The sequence below is a fragment of the Amphritea japonica ATCC BAA-1530 genome (assembly GCF_016592435.1).
In the GTDB taxonomy this organism is placed as follows: Bacteria; Pseudomonadota; Gammaproteobacteria; order Pseudomonadales; family Balneatricaceae; genus Amphritea; species Amphritea japonica.
The window spans coordinates 2,488,648-2,506,493 of the sequence record NZ_AP014545.1 but is presented as its reverse complement, the minus strand read 5'-3'; the positions used below and the strand labels follow the sequence as shown (position 1 = coordinate 2,506,493).

At 48.4% G+C, this 17,846-nt stretch carries 11 protein-coding genes and 1 tRNA gene; 7 read left to right on the top strand and 5 right to left on the bottom strand.

Translation table 11 applies throughout. The annotated features are described in order from the left end of the window. Nucleotides 1–224: 224 nt before the first annotated feature. The 5 genes from AMJAP_RS11655 to AMJAP_RS11635 form a co-directional block, all read right to left on the bottom strand. Complete coding sequence (locus AMJAP_RS11655) at nucleotides 225–1,115, bottom strand: ABC transporter ATP-binding protein (RefSeq protein WP_019620385.1); 891 nt, start codon at nucleotides 1,113–1,115, stop codon at nucleotides 225–227. A gap of 32 nt (nucleotides 1,116–1,147) precedes the next feature. Next, nucleotides 1,148–2,131, bottom strand: coding sequence for an ABC transporter permease (locus tag AMJAP_RS11650; RefSeq protein WP_019620386.1), 984 nt, complete (start codon nucleotides 2,129–2,131; stop codon nucleotides 1,148–1,150). Between the two features lie 160 nt (nucleotides 2,132–2,291). After that, complete coding sequence (locus tag AMJAP_RS11645; protein ID WP_236588769.1) at nucleotides 2,292–3,611, bottom strand: CmpA/NrtA family ABC transporter substrate-binding protein; 1,320 nt, start codon at nucleotides 3,609–3,611, stop codon at nucleotides 2,292–2,294. 451 nt (nucleotides 3,612–4,062) lie between these two features. Further along, nucleotides 4,063–5,247, bottom strand: coding sequence for a CmpA/NrtA family ABC transporter substrate-binding protein (locus tag AMJAP_RS11640; RefSeq protein ID WP_019620388.1), 1,185 nt, complete (start codon nucleotides 5,245–5,247; stop codon nucleotides 4,063–4,065). A gap of 16 nt (nucleotides 5,248–5,263) precedes the next feature. Further along, nucleotides 5,264–5,860, bottom strand: coding sequence for an ANTAR domain-containing response regulator (locus AMJAP_RS11635; RefSeq protein ID WP_019620389.1), 597 nt, complete (start codon nucleotides 5,858–5,860; stop codon nucleotides 5,264–5,266). Between the two features lie 331 nt (nucleotides 5,861–6,191). Here AMJAP_RS11635 and gltX point away from each other — a divergent pair, with 331 nt between their 5' ends. From gltX to AMJAP_RS11600, 7 genes are all read left to right on the top strand, one after another. Next, a complete protein-coding gene (gene gltX, locus AMJAP_RS11630; RefSeq protein ID WP_026339967.1) occupies nucleotides 6,192–7,691 on the top strand; it encodes a glutamate--tRNA ligase in 1,500 nt (499 codons plus the stop codon). A 527-nt stretch (nucleotides 7,692–8,218) separates the two neighbouring features. Continuing rightward, nucleotides 8,219–8,294 (top strand) — tRNA-Ala (locus AMJAP_RS11625). A 503-nt stretch (nucleotides 8,295–8,797) separates the two neighbouring features. Beyond that, entirely contained in the window at nucleotides 8,798–11,236 is a 2,439-nt protein-coding gene (locus AMJAP_RS11620) for a type I restriction-modification system subunit M (protein WP_019620392.1), read from the top strand. Nucleotides 11,237–11,241: 5 nt separating this feature from the next. Next, nucleotides 11,242–12,507 carry a restriction endonuclease subunit S gene (locus AMJAP_RS11615; RefSeq protein ID WP_201356379.1) on the top strand — a complete coding sequence of 422 codons (1,266 nt, stop codon included), beginning with the start codon at nucleotides 11,242–11,244 and terminating at the stop codon, nucleotides 12,505–12,507. Beyond that, a complete protein-coding gene (locus AMJAP_RS11610; protein ID WP_019620394.1) occupies nucleotides 12,504–13,943 on the top strand; it encodes an ATP-binding protein in 1,440 nt (479 codons plus the stop codon). Before AMJAP_RS11615 ends, AMJAP_RS11610 begins: the two co-directional genes overlap by 4 nt. Continuing rightward, a complete protein-coding gene (locus tag AMJAP_RS11605; protein WP_019620395.1) occupies nucleotides 13,940–17,092 on the top strand; it encodes a type I restriction endonuclease subunit R in 3,153 nt (1,050 codons plus the stop codon). Before AMJAP_RS11610 ends, AMJAP_RS11605 begins: the two co-directional genes overlap by 4 nt. Next, a complete protein-coding gene (locus tag AMJAP_RS11600; protein ID WP_019620396.1) occupies nucleotides 17,093–17,821 on the top strand; it encodes a M48 family metallopeptidase in 729 nt (242 codons plus the stop codon). Nucleotides 17,822–17,846: the final 25 nt, after the last annotated feature.

Sequence of the window (17,846 nt, the reverse complement as noted above, 5' to 3'; positions counted from 1 at the left end):
TTTTGTGTCTGTGCCTTAAAGAGGTTGTGTAGATTTGGCGCACTGTGTTGGGGCGGGGATTAGGGTTGTGCACAGAAAGGCATCCTCTGGCAGAGTTATCATCTTGATAAACTGCTCCTTCAGTGGCCAGTGTGGGAAAGAAGTCTTGTTGCGATTAACCCAAGGTTTCGTAAAAAAGCCCGGCGGGGCGCCGGGCTTTTTATGCTTAATCAAGCCTGTGTTTTTCAGGCGGCTTGCTCATCCGCAAGCAGAGGTGTTGATGCTTGCACGTCTTTAATCTTTTCAGGCTTTTCTTCGGTGGCAGCAGGTTCAGTCGGCGCTTCACCCGGTTTTCTCTGCTTCTCATAGAGGAAGCTGAGAACGGCGGCCCGATAGTGGTTATATTCCGGATCATCGGCCAGTTCCAGGCGATGGCGAGGGCGTTCCAGTTTTATATCAAGTATTTCACCGACGGTGGCTGCCGGGCCGTTGGTCATCATGACAATGCGATCCGATAGCAGTACCGCTTCATCAACATCGTGAGTAATCATGATCACCGTGTTATTCAGGTCTGCCTGAATTTCCATCAGAGAATCTTGCAGATGCGCCCGTGTCAGGGCGTCCAGTGCACCGAAAGGCTCATCCATCAGCATGACGGTTGGCTCCATCGCCAGTGCGCGGGCGATACCCACGCGCTGCTTCATGCCGCCGGAGATCTCGTCGGGTCGTTTATGCATCGCATGATCCATATGTACCAGATGCATGTTATGTTCGATCCACTCCTTCATTTCAGCTTTAGATTTGCTGTGTTTGAAAACCTGTTTAACAGCCAGTTCAACATTCTGATAGGCGGTTAACCAGGGTAGTAGAGAGTGGTTTTGAAACACTACCGCCCGCTCAGGACCGGGTTGGTTTACCTCTCTGCCGTCTAGCAGTACGCCGCCTTTTGTTGCCTGGTAGAGACCGGCAACGATATTCAGAACGGTGGATTTGCCGCAACCGGAGTGACCGATCAGCGAGACAAATTCTCCCTGATCTATCTTCAGGTTGACGTTGTTTAACGCTTTAAACGGGCCGCTGGGTGTTGGAAAGTCGATATCGACACCGGTCAGCTCAAGGTGTGTTTTAACGGTCATGATCTTCTCCTAACCTTTGACGTCAAGGTCGTTTATCTCAGTTCTACTGATTTATCCCAGGATACTTTCTTCTGCAGTGCCAGCATGACCCGGTCCAGTACGAAACCGATCAGACCGATCACTAATACAGCCACCATTATCCGTCCCAGTGAGCTGGAACTACCGTTCTGAAACTCATCCCAGACGAACTTGCCTAAACCCGGGTTCTGCGCCAGCATCTCTGCGGCAATCAGTACCATCCAGGCGATACCTAATGACAGACGCAGGCCGGTGAAAATCATCGGAATAGCGGAAGGGATAACAATCTTAATAACATGGGTCAGCCAGGGCAGACGCAGTACCTTGCTGACGTTGTTCAGGTCCGTGCTGATGGTTGATACGCCGACGGCGGTATTCAGCAGAGTCGGCCAGAGACAGCAGAGGGAAACGGTGATCAGCGAAGTCACAAAGGATTTAGCAAACATCGGGTCATCACTTACATAAAGCGCACTGACAACCATGGTCACCAGTGGCAACCATGCCAGTGGAGAAACCGGTTTGAATAACTGAATCACGGGGTTGAACGCGCTGTAGAGCGTTTTGTTCATGCCGATCACAATGCCCGCCGGAATAGCGATCAGTGAGGCGGCAAAAAAGCCGGCTAACACTGTCACCAGGCTGGTGCCTATCTGGTCAATAAAAGTTGGCTTGCCGGTGTAAGGACGGGTCTTGATAACGGCATCGGGATTGGCTTCCAGTTTCTTCGCATTGCGTATCTCCAAACGTTCATAAAAGGCGACCTCTTTTTGACGCTCTCTATTATGCTCTGCGATCAGGTTCTTGCTTTCTTCATATACCTGAGTTGGGCCAGGAAACTCACCCAGGGAGGTGTTAATGTTCTGTGCGCCAATATTCCAGATAAACAGAAATACCAGAATACCGCTCAAAGGAACGACAACTGATTTGATCAATTGAGCCAGATTAAACTTCTCTGGTAAGCCTAACGGCTTTAACAGTTTTAATGCGATGCTACTCATAAGGCCTCTCCAATGGGTCACTCAGATGAGTGACCCTTTGGTTTTTGTAGTCAAACTTGTTAGCTGAATCTTTTAGCCGGACTTTTTAGTAGAGCTTTTCAGTAAAACCCTTCAGCTGAACTCTTTAGTAGAGCCTGGTTAGCCCGGCGTTAAACAGACGTTAAAGCGTAGTGTCTGGTTTCAGGCCGATTTTAAACTTCGTCAGATACTCATTTGGCTTAGTACCGTCATAGGTAATGTTGTCAATGAAGTGAGTCTGTGGGGCTTTGTAACCGGTCTCAGACGCAAAGTCAGGGAACTCACTGGCTTCAAGCTTGCCTTCTGCGATCAGCTCTTTAGCTGCTGTTGCGTAGATGTCCGGGCGGTAGACTTTCTTAGCGGTATCCATAAACCAGTCATCAGATTTAGGTTCGGCGATCTGGCCCCAACGACGCATCTGAGTCAGGTACCAGATAGCATCAGAGTAGTAAGGATAGGTAGCGTTGTGACGGAAGAAGACGTTGAAGTCAGGCACTGCGCGCTTATCGCCTTTCTCGTACTCGAATGTTCCGGTCATTGAGTTCGCGATAACATCGTAGTCAGCACCGACATAGTCAGAACGAGACAGAATTTCTACTGCTTCAGGGCGGTTGCCATTGTTATTATCGTCCAGCCATTTTGCCGCACGGATCATCGCTTTAACGACACGGATGTGGGTATTCGGGTTCTCATCCGCCCAGCCTTTGGATACACCGAATACTTTCTCCGGGTTGTCTTTCCAGATCTCATAGTCGGTTACCACGGGTACGCCTATCCCTTTGAATACCGCCTGTTGATTCCAGGGCTCCCCGACGCAATAACCATAGATAGTACCGGCTTCCATAGTGGAGGGCATCTGTGGTGGTGGGGTAACGGAGAGCAGGGCATCGGCGTCGATCTGACCGGCAGTGTCGCCCTTATGTGGCGCATAGTAACCCGGGTGAATGCCACCGGCTGCCAGCCAGTAACGCAGCTCGTAGTTGTGGGTAGAGACCGGGAACACCATCCCCATATTGAAAGGCTTACCTTGGGCCTGAAAAGAATCAACAACGGGTTTGAGAGCATCTGCTTTGATCGGGTGAACGGGTTTACCGTCAGCGCCCATCGGCACGTGGGGTTTCATCTGCTCCCAGATATCGTTGGAAACGGTGATAGCGTTGCCATTCAAATCCATGCTGAAAGCGGTAATAATGTGTGCCTGGGTACCATAGCCGATCGTTGCCCCCAGTGGCTGACCTGCGAGCATGTGCGCACCATCAAGTTCACCATCTATTACCCGGTCTAGCAGCACTTTCCAGTTGGCCTGTGCTTCCAGTTGTACGTACAGGCCTTCATCTTCGAAATAGCCTTTTTCATAAGCGATAGCCAGAGGGGCCATATCTGTCAGTTTGATAAAGCCGAACTTCAGGTCTTCTTTTTCCGGTTCGCCAACGGCTGCCTGAGCAGTGCTCATTGCCAGCATGCTGCCAACTGCAACGGCGCCGAAAGTCTTTACCGCACCCTGCAATAGCGAGCGGCGGCCCATAAACTTAGATAGCAATTTTTGCGACATGTGATGTGGCTCCTGAATATAAGTTTTTAAAAAGCTAAGCAAAAAAGTTAGTCAAAAAAAAGCGCCTGCTCCTGCCGATGGTGAGATCGGTAAGAGCAGACGCCGTTGTCTTAAGTAAAATTAACTGTCAGTTTCCTGAAAGTTTGCTTGTTAGATTTATTATCTTTGTAATAGCAGGGTCTGTGCCGTTTTGTTAAATTGCCTTATAAATCATATAGATACTTCGAGTCAGGTGGTTTTCTTAGTAATTATCGCCAACCTGACTCTCTAAAAATGCACCCGGGTGGAGCCTCATAATTGTCTCTGGCACTTAAAAGGTGCTCAGGGTTATGGTGACTTTGTCTGAGTCAGAGAGCGACTGTTAGCGGCAGCTGTTTGGGTCGAAGGTTGTACCGTTAAAAAACAGATCGCTTCCCATCGTGACGGCGCCGGCATTGCCCTGCAAAATCCATTCGCTGTCGTGGTAACCTTCCGGCTTACAATCGATTGTCGGATGAAGGATCTTCATTTTTTTGGCGACATCCCGATAAATATCGGGTCGGTATACCTTGCAGGCGGTTTTGGTCAGATCGACACCCTGCTGAAGCTGTCCCCATTGCTGCATCTGTTCCAGAAACCACAATGCATGGGAGCGCCAGGGATAACTGGCGGCGTAGCGATGAAAGACTCGGTTACCCTGGGTCAACTGCGGTTGCGGCAGCATAGAGAGCGCTGGGCCCAGATATGCTTTGCCCAGCAAAATTTGCAACGCTTCGTCACTGTTTTGGGGCATATCTAACCAGTGGCTGGCCTGAATCAAGGCGCAGATCAGCGCCTGATGGGTCGCAGGGTGGGCGTTGTGCCAGTTCTCCGTCACGGCAAAGACTTTATCCGGGCAATTATTCCAGATCTGATAACCGGAGATAATCGGGTTACCAATATTCATCTCCTGGGCGACAGAGTTCCAGGGCTCGCCAACACAATAACCGTCGATATGACCTTTCTTCATGGTCACAGCCATCTGTGGTGGAGGCACTACGGTGAGGGTGACATCGTTATCCGGGTCGATACCGGCATCGCTGAGCCAGAAGCGCAACAGATAGTTGTGGGCAGAATAGGGATATACCGTCGCCAGCGTGATTTTTTCACGCCCGGTTGCCCGTCGCAGGTTAATCAGCTTTTTAAAGCCAGCCGCAGAGGTATCGTTTGGCTGATGGCCTGACTCATCGATTTCGGCCAGCAGTTCATTTGACAGCGTGATTGCGTTGCCGTTCAGGCCGATACTGAAAGCGGTGATCATATTAACCTGGGGAGAACCGAGCCCCAGTGTCGATGCCAGTGGTATACCGGCGAGCATTTGCGCGCCATCCAGAAGCCCTAATAAGACCTTATCCCGGATTGATGCCCAGGAACCTTCACGGCTAAGCTGAACATCCAGGCCTGCTTCACTGAAAAACCCTTTCTCTTTAGCGATCACCAAGGGGGCGCAATCCATTAGCGGTAGAAAGCCCAGTGTCAGTGCAGTCTTTTCCGGTGTGTCCAGATGTGGGCTGTGTATTATCGTCATAGTGGTTGCTCTTTGCTCAATCCAGCATCTCAAGTACTGAAATTATATTTTTGGCGATCTGTGTCATCGGTTTTCCCTGATCCATCGCCATGGTGCGCATGGCGCTGTAGGCTTTGTCTTCGGTGCACTGCTGATGCTTCATAATGAGTCGCTTAGCCTGATCAAGCTGCTTGTGATCTTCCAGTTCGTTGCGAACATCATTCAGTTCGCTCCGCAGTGCCTGAAACTCTCGGAACCGGGCGGCGGCGACGTCCATGATTGATTGAATCCGGTCAGCACTCATACCATCTACGACGTAGGCGCTAACTCCGGCTTTAATCGCTTTCTGAATGGTCTGGCTATCGCCGGTTTCAGCAAACATCACCACCGGGCGCGGAATATGGCTGTTAAGGGTGGCCATATGCTCCAGTACATCCCGGTCAGGGGAGTCCAGTTCGATAATGATGATGTCAGGGCGGATCTGTTCAACCCGGCTGATCAACCCTTCGGTATCGTGCAGACGGCAAACAACTTCATAGCCCTGATCTTTAAGGGCCTGTTCCAGTAAAGCTGAGCGGGCGGTATCTTTATCGATGACCAATACCCGTTCCGGTTGTAAGTGAGTCGTGGTCATAAAGGGTTATTCTTGTCATAACGTTAACCTACTATTGCACTTAGCGTGCCAGAGGCTATATGCCAACCTGCCGATAGAGCTGTGTTCAGCCTGCCAGCCTTGTGATGTAAGGCTTGAGATGCAATTAATGACGAATGCCAGAAAATCAACACAGCGTTAAAGGTAGAGACTGAAAAGGAAAAAGCGCACCAGTTTTGTGCGACGCAGCATTATGCTGCAGAAATACTCGCCTGATAAAGGAGGCTTATCGACAGTTACGGTAGGCGCTGATCAGAGGAGCGGGTATAATGCGCGGCAATTCCCTTTAATCAGTCTGGATGCATATTTTCTGATGACAGTACGTACCCGTATCGCGCCGTCCCCAACCGGTGACCCGCACGTAGGCACCGCCTATATTGCTCTGTTTAACATGGCTTTCGCCCGTCAACACGGAGGCGAGTTTATCCTGCGTATCGAAGATACCGATCAGACCCGCAGCACTGTTGAATCTGAACAGGCTATTTTTGATTCGTTGCGCTGGTTAGGTCTGGAATGGGCAGAAGGCCCGGATAAGCCAGGCCCATTCGGTCCATACCGTCAGAGCGAGCGTAGCGACATCTATAAGACGCATACGCAAATGCTGCTCGATGGCGGAAAAGCCTTTAAATGTTACCGCACCTCAGAAGAGCTGGATCAGCTGCGTAATCAGCGCCGTGAACAGGGGCTGCAAAGTGCGCTGAAAGAGAGCGATCTGGCACTGCCTGCTGACGAAGTGGCTAAGCGGGAAGCGGCGGATGAGCCGTATGTTGTCCGCATGAAAGTACCGGAAGAGGGCGTTTGCGTCTTTGACGATATGCTCCGTGGCAGCATCGAAGTGGAATGGTCTCAGGTGGACTGTCAGATTCTGATGAAGTCAGATGGTATGCCGACTTACCACCTGGCGAACGTAGTGGATGATCACCTGATGGAGATCACTCACGTACTGCGAGGCGAAGAGTGGATTAACTCAGCGCCAAAGCATCAGCTGCTATATAGCTACTTCGGTTGGGATATGCCGCAGCTGTGCCACATGCCACTGCTGCGTAACCCTGACAAGTCCAAGCTGTCTAAGCGTAAGAACCCAACCAGCATCATCTACTATCAGCGTATGGGCTACATGGCTGAAGCACTGATCAACTACCTGGCGCGTATGGGCTGGTCGATGCCGGATGAGCGCGAGAAGTTCTCGCTGGCAGAGATGGTCGAGCATTTCGATATCAACCGTGTCTCACTGGGTGGCCCGATCTTTGATCAGGAAAAACTCAGCTGGCTTAACGGTCTGTGGATTCGTGAAGAGCTGTCCGATGAACAGTTTGCCGCAGAGTTCCAGAAATGGGCGCTGAACCCTGAATACCTGATGCAGATTATTCCGCTAATCAAACAACGGGTAGAAAAGTTCACCGATGTAGCACCGGTATCCTCTTTCCTGTTATCCGGAATGCTCCCGATCACGACAGAGAGCTTTGAGCATAAGAAGCTCCAGCTGGAAGATACCCGCCGGATTTTGCAGTTTGCTTCCTGGATGCTGGATACTGAACAGAACTGGGAAAAAGACCACCTGTTCGCTCAGTTTAAAGTACTGGGTGAAGCGATGGATTATAAGATCCGCGACGTACTCTTCCCAATCTTTGTGGCGATTGCCGGCACCAGCCAGAGTGTATCAGTCGTTGACTCTATGCAGATCCTCGGCCCGGACATGAGCCGTGCCCGTGTACGTCATGCACTGAACACCGTCGGCGGGCCATCGAAGAAAGAAGCGAAGCGCTGGGAAAAAGAGTACCGCGACGTCGCTAAAGCGCTGTCAGAGGCTTAAACGCCCAAGCTGTTTTTGATAAATTCAAAGCCCCGCACTGCGGGGCTTTTTTTGTTTTTGTATTAACCTGTAGGAGCGACGCCCCGTCGCGATAAAGCCTTCAGCAGGCAATAAAAAAAATTAATTAATCACCGCGAGAACGTGGCTCTCACAGAATTACGAGATTAAAGAGCGCTTAACCACAGAGAACACCGAGGGCATAGAGATTAAATCAATCAAAAGCACTTGTAGGAGTGACGCTTGCATGCCCTTTGGGTGCCCGTCGCGATAAAACCCTCGTTAGGCAATAAAATAAATCTATCGCCGCGAGGGCGCAGCTCCCACAAAAAGCATGTCCCGATAGGCTGAGTTCTATCAAAACCACCACGTATTCTCTGTTCCACCAGAACCTGCGATGAGCCTTTCTTAATCAGAGTGAGTAACTTTAAATAAGCAGTTGAAAAGGAAGAGGGTTTTAGCCCATGTTAAACACCAACTTTGCTTGACTCTGGAATGCACCATGATTAATATAGCCGCCACTTGGTATTGGGGCCTTAGCTCAGCTGGGAGAGCGGTTCGCTGGCAGCGAACAGGTCAGCGGTTCGATCCCGCTAGGCTCCACCAATTCCTTCCTCCTCAAAATTCAAGAGTAGAGGAAACCATCAGACCAGCATCTTGCTGGTTTTTTTGTGTCTGCAGTTTCTGTTTTGTGCCTTTATTAGCCTATGAGCCGAATAAATGAGCTAATCGGCTCACAAACTGAGCCGAATAAGATAATGGATAGCCCATTCTGAGTGAGAGAGGGGTTCTACGTGTCAGTTATAAGCTGGTATGATCTTGTAATTGATGTTTAACCGTAATGGATTTTTCCGCTAAACAGGGATAGATCATGGATCAGTTTTTACATTTTTACTTACCTCGCCGTATCCGACTATTCATTGGCTTGCCTGCTTACTATCTCATCATGCTGAAAACTGCCTGAGCCTTGTTTTCTCTTTGAGCTGAGGGAGTGGCGTAGTATTGTTCATCTTTAATATTAGTCGCCTGCTGCATCGGTATTAGTTGTTTCGCCCGTAGCCAAGTTTTCATTTTCTTCGGGTGTTTAGAAAGATTTATTTAGGATAAATATGGCCATTAAGAAGACCGAGCTTTACTCCTCCCTTTGGGCAAGTTGTGATGAACTGCGAGGTGGTATGGATGCCTCTCAGTATAAAGATTATGTGCTTACCTTTCTGTTTCTTAAGTATGTGTCAGATAAATACCAGACAGACCCAAAAGCGATGATTGTAGTGCCAGCAGGTTGTGCCTTTGCTGATCTGGTGAGCCTGAAGGGCGATAAAGAGATCGGTGAGAAGCTCAATATTGCGCTGGATGGCATTGCGAAAGAGAACGATCTACCCTGGTTGGCCAACAAAGATAATGATTTCAACGATGAAGAACGCCTGGGTAAAGGCAAGGAGATGGTTGACCGTCTCAGTAAGCTGATCGGTATTTTCGAGGGGCTGGATTTTGGCGGCAACAGTGCACAGGGCGATGATCTGCTGGGCGATGCTTACGAATACCTGATGCGAAACTTTGCGACCGAGTCCGGTAAAAGCAAAGGCCAGTTCTATACGCCAGCAGAAGTATCCCGTATTCTGGCTAAAGTGGTGGGTATTACGAAAGAGACAGCACAAGATCAGACGGTATATGACCCAACCTGTGGCTCAGGGTCGTTGTTGTTGAAAGCGGCAGACGAGGCCAGTAACGGGTTAACCATTTATGGGCAGGAAAAAGATGTAGCCACCACGGCACTGTGTCGCATGAATATGATTTTGCACAACAATGCCGATGCCGAAATAGCACCGGGAGGCCACAGTACCCTGGCCGAACCCGAGTACAAACAAGACAATGCCTCACTGAAAACTTTTGATTTTGCCGTGGCTAACCCGCCGTTTTCCTTTAAGGCCTGGAACACCGGCTTTCTGCCGCAAGAGGATCAATTCTCCCGTTTTGAATACGGTATTCCGCCAGAAAAGAACGGTGACTATGCCTTTCTGCTGCATATTCTTAAATCGCTGAAAAGTACCGGTAAGGGCGCAGTTATTCTGCCTCACGGTGTACTTTTTCGGGGTAATGCCGAAGCGGATATTCGCCGTAATCTGATTAAACAGGGCTATATCAAAGGTATTATTGGGTTACCCGCTAACCTGTTTTATGGCACCGGTATCCCCGCCTGCATTCTGGTAATCGACAAAGCGGGTGCCAGGGAGCGGCTGACAAACACTGACAGCGGCATCTTTATGGTCGATGCAGGTAAAGGCTTTATGAAAGATGGGCCGAAGAACCGGCTGCGTGATCAGGATATCCATAAAATTGTCGATGTGTTTAACCATCAGCTAGAACAGATCGGTTACAGCCGCATGGTTGGCTTTGATGAGATCGCCGGTAATGATTACAACCTCAATATTCCCCGCTATATCGACAGCTCAGCGGCGGAAGATCTGCACGATCTCAGTGCCCATCTGAGCGGCGGTATTCCAAATCGGGATATTGATGCCCTGGCACCCTATTGGCAGGTGTTTCCGACTCTGCGTAACTCGCTGTTTGAAGCTGAGCGTGACGGCTATAGCCGGGCTTTAGTCAAAGCGACCGAGGTGAAAAACACTATTCTTGCTCACCCCGAGTTTAAACAGTTCGCACAGAGCTCAGTGTCGCTGTTTGAGCAGTGGACAATCGATGCCAAACTTTCTGATATCGACGGGAGTGAACTGCCGAAAGCCATTATCCACCGCATCTCTGAAAGCCTGCTGCAAGCGTACACCGCTGCACCACTGTTAGACCGTTATGATATGTACCAAATTATCATGAACTACTGGGTAGAGGTGATGCAGGACGACGTTTATGTCATTACTCAGGACGGTTGGAACACTGCCAATGATATTCGTCAGCTGGTGGTTAAAAAGGGCGAAAAACTCAAAGAGACACCGGATCTGATCGTAAATAAAGCCAAGTATAAAGCGGCCGTGATTCCCCCGGCATTGATCATACAGCGATTTTTTTCCGAACAGCAGTCAGCAATAGATGCGTTGAAAGCCTCACTGGATGCCGCTACTCAGGAACTGGAAACCTATGTTGAAGAGCATGGGGTTGAAGGGGGGCTGTTAGAAGAGGCGATCAACGATAGCGGCAAGGTGAATAAAGCGAGTGTGACTGCGCGATTAAAACATGCCATCGAGACAGATGAAGTGACGGCATTGAAACGGGTGAAAACGCTGCTTGAAACAGAAGCGGAGTATAAGAGGGCGGTTAAAACCGCGCAGGAGGCACTGGACAAAATCACCCTGGAAAAATATCCACAACTGACGGAAGCGGAGATTAAAACGCTGATCGTCGAAGATAAATGGCTGGCGACCTTGCGGGCTACGGTGATTGCTGAGATTGAGCGGGTGACGCAGCAACTGGCCAACCGGGTTAAAACCCTGGAAGAGCGTTATGCCGAACCTTTGTCAGCACTATCCCAGGATGTTGAGGTGCTGAGCGGCAAAGTTGATGAGCATCTGAAAATGATGGGGTTGCAGTGGTGAGTAGTGTGGAGGAGCAGTTGGTGTCGGAGGGGTATAAGAAAACAGAGCTTGGGACTATTCCAGAGGAGTGGTTGATAAAAACTGCGCGTGATATTTTCATAAAAATACAAGACGGGACCCATTTTTCTCCAAAAATCGGTGGTAATGATTATCTTTACGTAACGTCTAAAAATATTCGACCGGGCAAGCTTGATTTAAGCTCAGCTGAATATATTGATGAAAAACAACATAAAAGTATTTATAAAAGATGTGATGTGAGAAAGGGGGACATCCTTCTAACGAAGGATGGAGCAAATACTGGGAATGCGGCGCTAAATAATATTAACGACGAGTTCAGCTTGTTATCTAGCGTTGCTTTTCTACGTGTCAGCAAGGAAATATATTCTTCCCAATATTTTCTGCAGCAAATTATGTCACCTTCATTCCAACAAGCTGTCCAGGTTGCGATGTCTGGTAATGCCATTACACGGTTGACGTTGGATAAAATCAATAAGCTTGAATTTTTAGTCCCAAGCACGAAAGAACAAACCGCCATAGCCACCGCACTTTCCGATGTCGATGCCCTCATCACCTCACTCGAAAAACTGATAGCAAAAAAACGCGCGATTAAAACCGCCGCTATGCAGCAACTTCTTACCGGCAAAAAGCGTCTGCCAGGTTTTGAAGAGGATTGGAAAACTGTTTCCATGAATAGGGATGCTGATCTCAAAGCCAGAATTGGTTGGCAAGCTCTTACAACTACTGAGTACTTAGATCAAGGCGATTTTTATCTTGTCACAGGCACAGATTTTAAAGGCGGCCGTGTAAATTGGTCTACCTGTCATTACGTAGATGAGTGGAGATATAGCCAAGATAGAAATATACAGTTAACAAATGGTGATGTTCTACTGACTAAAGATGGAACCATTGGAAAGGTTGGCTATGTTGACAAGCTTAATGGCCCTGCAACATTAAATAGTGGAGTATTTGTTATACGACCTGTTCAAAATGCTTTTAATCCGATGTATCTGTTTTATATTTTGTCATCGAGAATTTTTGATGATTTCCTTAACAGGATCACTGCCGGCTCAACGATAACGCATTTATATCAAAAGGACTTTGTGACCTTTGAATTTGAAGCTCCGAACTTAGAAGAGCAAAATCAAATAGCGGCTGTTTTTTCATCAATGGATGATGAGTTGGATAAGTTAGATCAACGCCTAATCAAAACCCAAAATCTCAAACAAGGCATGATGCAGGAACTACTGACAGGGAGAACGCGACTGGTATGAGTGAATCGCAGAATACAGAGTGGAAGGAATCCTGGCGCGATGAGTACATTAAGTGGCTTTGCGGCTTCGCCAATGCGGATGGCGGTGTATTAATTGTTGGGCGTGATGACAGGGGCAAGGATCTGGGTATTAACAATGCCCGGGAGCTGCTCGAAAGCATCCCTAACAAAGTGCGAGACCTGTTGGGCATTATGGTGGATGTCAATCTGCTGGAAGTTAATAACAAAAAGCTGCTGGAGATTGTGGTTGAACCCTACCCTTATCCGGTCAGTTATAAGGGGCAGTACCATTATCGTAGTGGCAGTACCAAACAGGAGTTAAAAGGCCCGGCGCTTGACCGTTTTCTGTTGAAGAAACAGGGGCTGCACTGGGATGCTCTGCCACTGCCGGGATTACAGAGTAGCGATTTAGATAGTGTTGTGTTGCAAGCGTTTCGTCAGCGGGCGATTAATAGCCAGCGCCTGCCGGAAAAAGTATTAGACGACAGCGACAAACTCCTGCTTGAGCGTTTGCGCCTGGTAAGCGGCGATTATCTTAAACGGGCTGCAGCTTTGCTGTTTCACCCCGACCCGGAAGGTTTTGTCTCCGGTGCCTGGATTAAAATCGGTTACTTTGAGCATGACAATACCGACCTGCGCTATCAGGATGAGATTCATGGTGATCTGTTTAGTCAGGTTGAACAGACCATTGAAACCCTGCAGCGTAAATATTTTAAAGCCCTTATCAGTTATGACGGATTACATCGTCAGGAGACTTATCCCGTGCCTTTGGCGGGGTTACGCGAAGCCCTGCTTAATACGGTGACCCACAAGGATTACGCCAGCTCGATACCGATTCAAATCAGTGTATACCCCCATAAACTGATGATCTGGAATCCCGGGATACTGCCCGATAGCTGGTCGGTGGATGATCTGATGGCAAAGCATGCGTCCCGCCCTTTTAACCCGGATATTGCCAATGTGTTTTTTCGTGCAGGGTTAATTGAATCCTGGGGCCGGGGGATTGAACGTATACAGCAAGCCTGTATTGAAGCGGAATCTTCATTGCCTGAATGGCAGTTAGAACCCCAGGGTGTCTGGACTATTTTTCATTATTCGTCTGAGTATTTGACTGAGATAGAGGGGAGCCGGATAGCGGGACCAGAAACTATCCAAGAAGCTCTTCAGGTAACTACCCAAGAAACTACCCAAGAAACTACCCAAGAAACTACCCAAGAAATTCTTCAGGGCGCTCTCCTGGAAACAATACAACAAACGACACAGGAACAGATTCTTGCTCTTCTGCGGCGGAATCCTGAATTAACCCGTAAACAGTTGGCAGAACGGCTGGATATTACCCCGGATGGGGTGAAGTACCACCTTGAAAAGCTTAAAAAATCAGGGAAATTGAAGCGTACCGGCTCAACTAAAGCCGGTCACTGGGAGGTGATTAAGTGAGTGCTGTCGGCCAACGCGAACGAGCCACGCAAAACCGGGTGGTTAAGCTTTTTCAGAACCAGCTGGATTACCAGTACTACGGTGATTGGCAAAAACGGGTTGATAACTCAAATATTGAAGAAAGCTATCTGCGTGACTGGCTGGGCAAGCAGGGAGTTGAGAGTGGGCTGATTACCGATGCCCTGCGTCAGCTTAAGCGGGCCGCTGCAATGGGCGATGGTAAGAAACTCTATCATGCCAATAATTCAGTCTATGGGCTGCTGCGTTACGGCGTTAAGGTACGTCAGACGCAGGGGGGGCAAACCCAAACGGTGTGGCTGATTGACTGGCAACAGCCACAGAACAATGAGTTTGCTATCGCTGAAGAGGTGTCAATCAAAGGCGAACATACCAAACGACCGGATATCGTTCTCTATGTGAACGGTATCGCGCTGGGGGTGATTGAACTGAAACGCTCATCGGTGTCGGTTACCGAGGGTATACGTCAGAATCTGGATAACCAGAAGAAAACCTTTATCCGTGATTTCTTTAGCACTATGCAGCTGGTGATGGCAGGCAACGATACCGAAGGATTGCGCTACGGCACTATTGAAACCTCTGAAAAGCATTACTACCGCTGGAAAGAGGAGAACCCCGCTTATAACCCAGAACTGGATGACCGCAGTAAGAAACACTTCTCGCTTGATGACGTCGATTATGCCGATGAACTGCTTGATTTTGACATTATTCATCTCTGCCAGAAAAAGCGTTTTCTGGAACTGATTCACGACTTTATTGTTTTTGATGCGGGCGTTAAAAAAACCAGCCGTCATAACCAGTATTCTGGTGTGAAAGCTGCCCAGCAACGGGTTCAGGAAAACCAGGGCGGTATTATCTGGCACACTCAGGGCTCGGGTAAAAGTCTGAGTATGGTCTGGCTGGCCAAGTGGATTCGTGAACATGTAGCCAATGCCCGGGTGCTGGTGGTGACTGACCGCACCGAACTGGATGATCAGATCGAGGGGGTATACCAGGGCGTTGATGAGGAGATCTACCGCTGTACGAGCGGTGCTGATCTGATTGCAACCCTTAACGCTTCAGACCAGTGGCTGCTCTGTTCTTTGGTACATAAGTTTGGTCGCAGAGGAGGGGCTGACGAAGATGATACTCAGGCCGAGAAGGCCACCGATGAATATATCCAGCAGCTTAAAGAGAGTCTGCCTGATGATTTCAGTGCGAAGGGAAACCTGTTTGTTTTCGTTGATGAGTGTCACCGCACCCAGTCTGGCAAGTTACATGATGCGATGCAGGTTATTCTGCCGGACTCTGTTTTTATCGGTTTTACCGGCACACCGCTGTTAAAGAAAGATAAGCAGAAGAGTATTGAGGTCTTTGGTTCCTACATTCATACCTACAAGTTTGATGAAGCGGTGGCCGATGGTGTGGTGCTGGACTTGCAATATGAAGCCCGCGATATAGATCAGTATATTAAGTCTCCGGAAAAAATAGACGAGTGGTTTGAGCTGAATACGAAAGGACTGACCGATATGGCTAAGGTGCAGCTGAAACAGCGCTGGGGCACTATGAAGAAGGTGCTTTCCAGCAAAGACCGTCTGGAGATGATTGTTAACGATATCCTGATGGATATGATGAAGCGACCACGGCTAATGGATGGCCGGGGTAATGCGATGCTGGTGTGCGCCAGTATCTATCAGGCTTGTAAAGTGTATGAGCTGTTCAATGGTACTGACCTTAAAGGTAAGTGCGCCATTGTCACCAGTTATCTGCCATCGCCTAATGACATTAAAGGTGAGGAATCCGGTGAGGGTTATACCGAGAAGTTGCATCAGTATCAGATCTATCAGGATATGCTGGCCGACTATTTTGAGGTGTCAAAAGATGAAGCCATTAAGAAAGCTGAAGAGTTTGAACAGCGGGTAAAAGAGCAGTTTAAGAAAGAGCCGGGGCAGATGCGCTTGCTGATCGTGGTGGATAAACTATTGACCGGTTTTGATGCCCCCTCAGCGACCTATTTATATATCGATAAGAAGATGCAGGACCACGGATTGTTTCAGGCGATCTGCCGGGTAAATAGGTTGGATGGTGAGGACAAAGAGTATGGTTATATTGTCGATTATAAAGACCTGTTCCATAGCCTGGAAACCTCGATTGGCGACTACACTAGCGGCGCTTTTGATGCGTATGAACAGGAAGATGTACAGGGTCTGTTGACGGACCGTTTAGTGAAAAGCAGGGAAAAACTGGAGCAGGCCTTAGAAACCAGTAGTGCACTATGTGAGCCGGTATTGCAGCCCAAGGCAACGATTGATTATCTACGTTACTTCTGTGGTGATGTATTAAACCCTGAAGCGCTGAAACTGAATGAAGCTAAGCGAGTGTCACTCTATCGCAATGTGGCAGCGCTGGTTAGGGCATATGCCAATATGGCTAGTGAGATGGAGGGTGCAGGTTATAGCGCTACTGAGACTCGACAGATAAAGACCGAAGTTGAACATTTTGCGGATATGCGCAAAGAGGTCAAGATTGCATCCAGAGATGAAGTCGACCTGAAGCAATTTGAACCTGCTATGCGCCGTTTACTGGACACTTACATCAAAGCTGAAGACAGTGAGTTGTTGATCGATTTTGAGGAGCTGGGGCTGGTTGAACTGATCATCACAAAAATTAAGCAGTGCCCTCCTAAGGCTGATAATAAACCGGTGCCAGAAGCGATGGCGGAAACCATCGAAAATAATATTCGTAAAGTTATTATCGATGAACAGCCTATCAACCCTAAGTACTACGAAAAAATGTCAGAGTTGTTGGATGCTCTTATTGAGCAACGCAGAGATGAAGCGATTAGTTATGAAGCCTATCTGAAAGAGGTGAAGAAACTAGCCGAGGGCGTTGTGAAGCCAGATGGTCTGGTAACCTATCCTCAGTCGATGAATTCCAAGGCAAAGCAATCGCTCTATGACAACCTGAATGGTAATGAAACGTTGGTTAGTGGGTTGGATGAAGCGGTTAAGTCAGTTAAAAAAGAGGGATGGAAGTCCAATCGGTTTAAGTATAAATCAGTCGAGAATGCAGTGACTGAACAGCTGGCTAGTTATAACGTCGACCTTAGCGGTGTTATGGATATTATTAAGAATCAGACTGAGTACGATTAAGTGGTCGAAGTTTGGGAAACGTTGACCGTTAGTGGTATTGAGGTTGAGATTGTCAGAAAGGGGATAAAAAACCTACATCTGGCTGTTTACCCTCCGGATGGGAGAGTGCGGGTTGCCGTACCTAACCACGTCAATAACGATAATGTTCGTTTAGCTGTTATCTCCCGTTTAAGCTGGATTAGAAAACAGCAGCAGGATTTCCAGGATCAGCCACGTCAGTCGGCGCGTCAGTACATCTCTGGTGAATGTCACTTTATGTTTGGTAAACGCTGTCGTTTTGAACTGATTGAGCGTCAGGGAAAACATGAAGTCCGCTTGTTGAAGTCCGGCCGGCTGAAAATGTATGTTAAATCTGGCACCAGTATTGAAGCAAAAGAACGCTTATTGAACAATTGGTATCGGGCTGAAATGAAACAGATGATTCCTCAACTGTTAGATAAGTGGCACCCTGTTGTCGGCAAAGAGGCCGCAGAGTGGGGTGTCAAAAAAATGCGAACTAAGTGGGGTAGCTGCAATATTCAGCAAAGCCGTATCTGGCTAAACCTTGATCTGGCGAAGAAACCGATTCAGTGCCTTGAGTACATACTGGTGCATGAGCTGGTTCATCTGCATGAACGCAACCACAACGAACGATTCAGAACCTTGATGGATAAGTTTCTGCCTGACTGGCGGACGCGAAAGCAGTTGTTGAATAAATCCCCGCTGGCCCATGAAGATTGGCAGTATTGAGTAAATTTATATAGATGATTTTAAT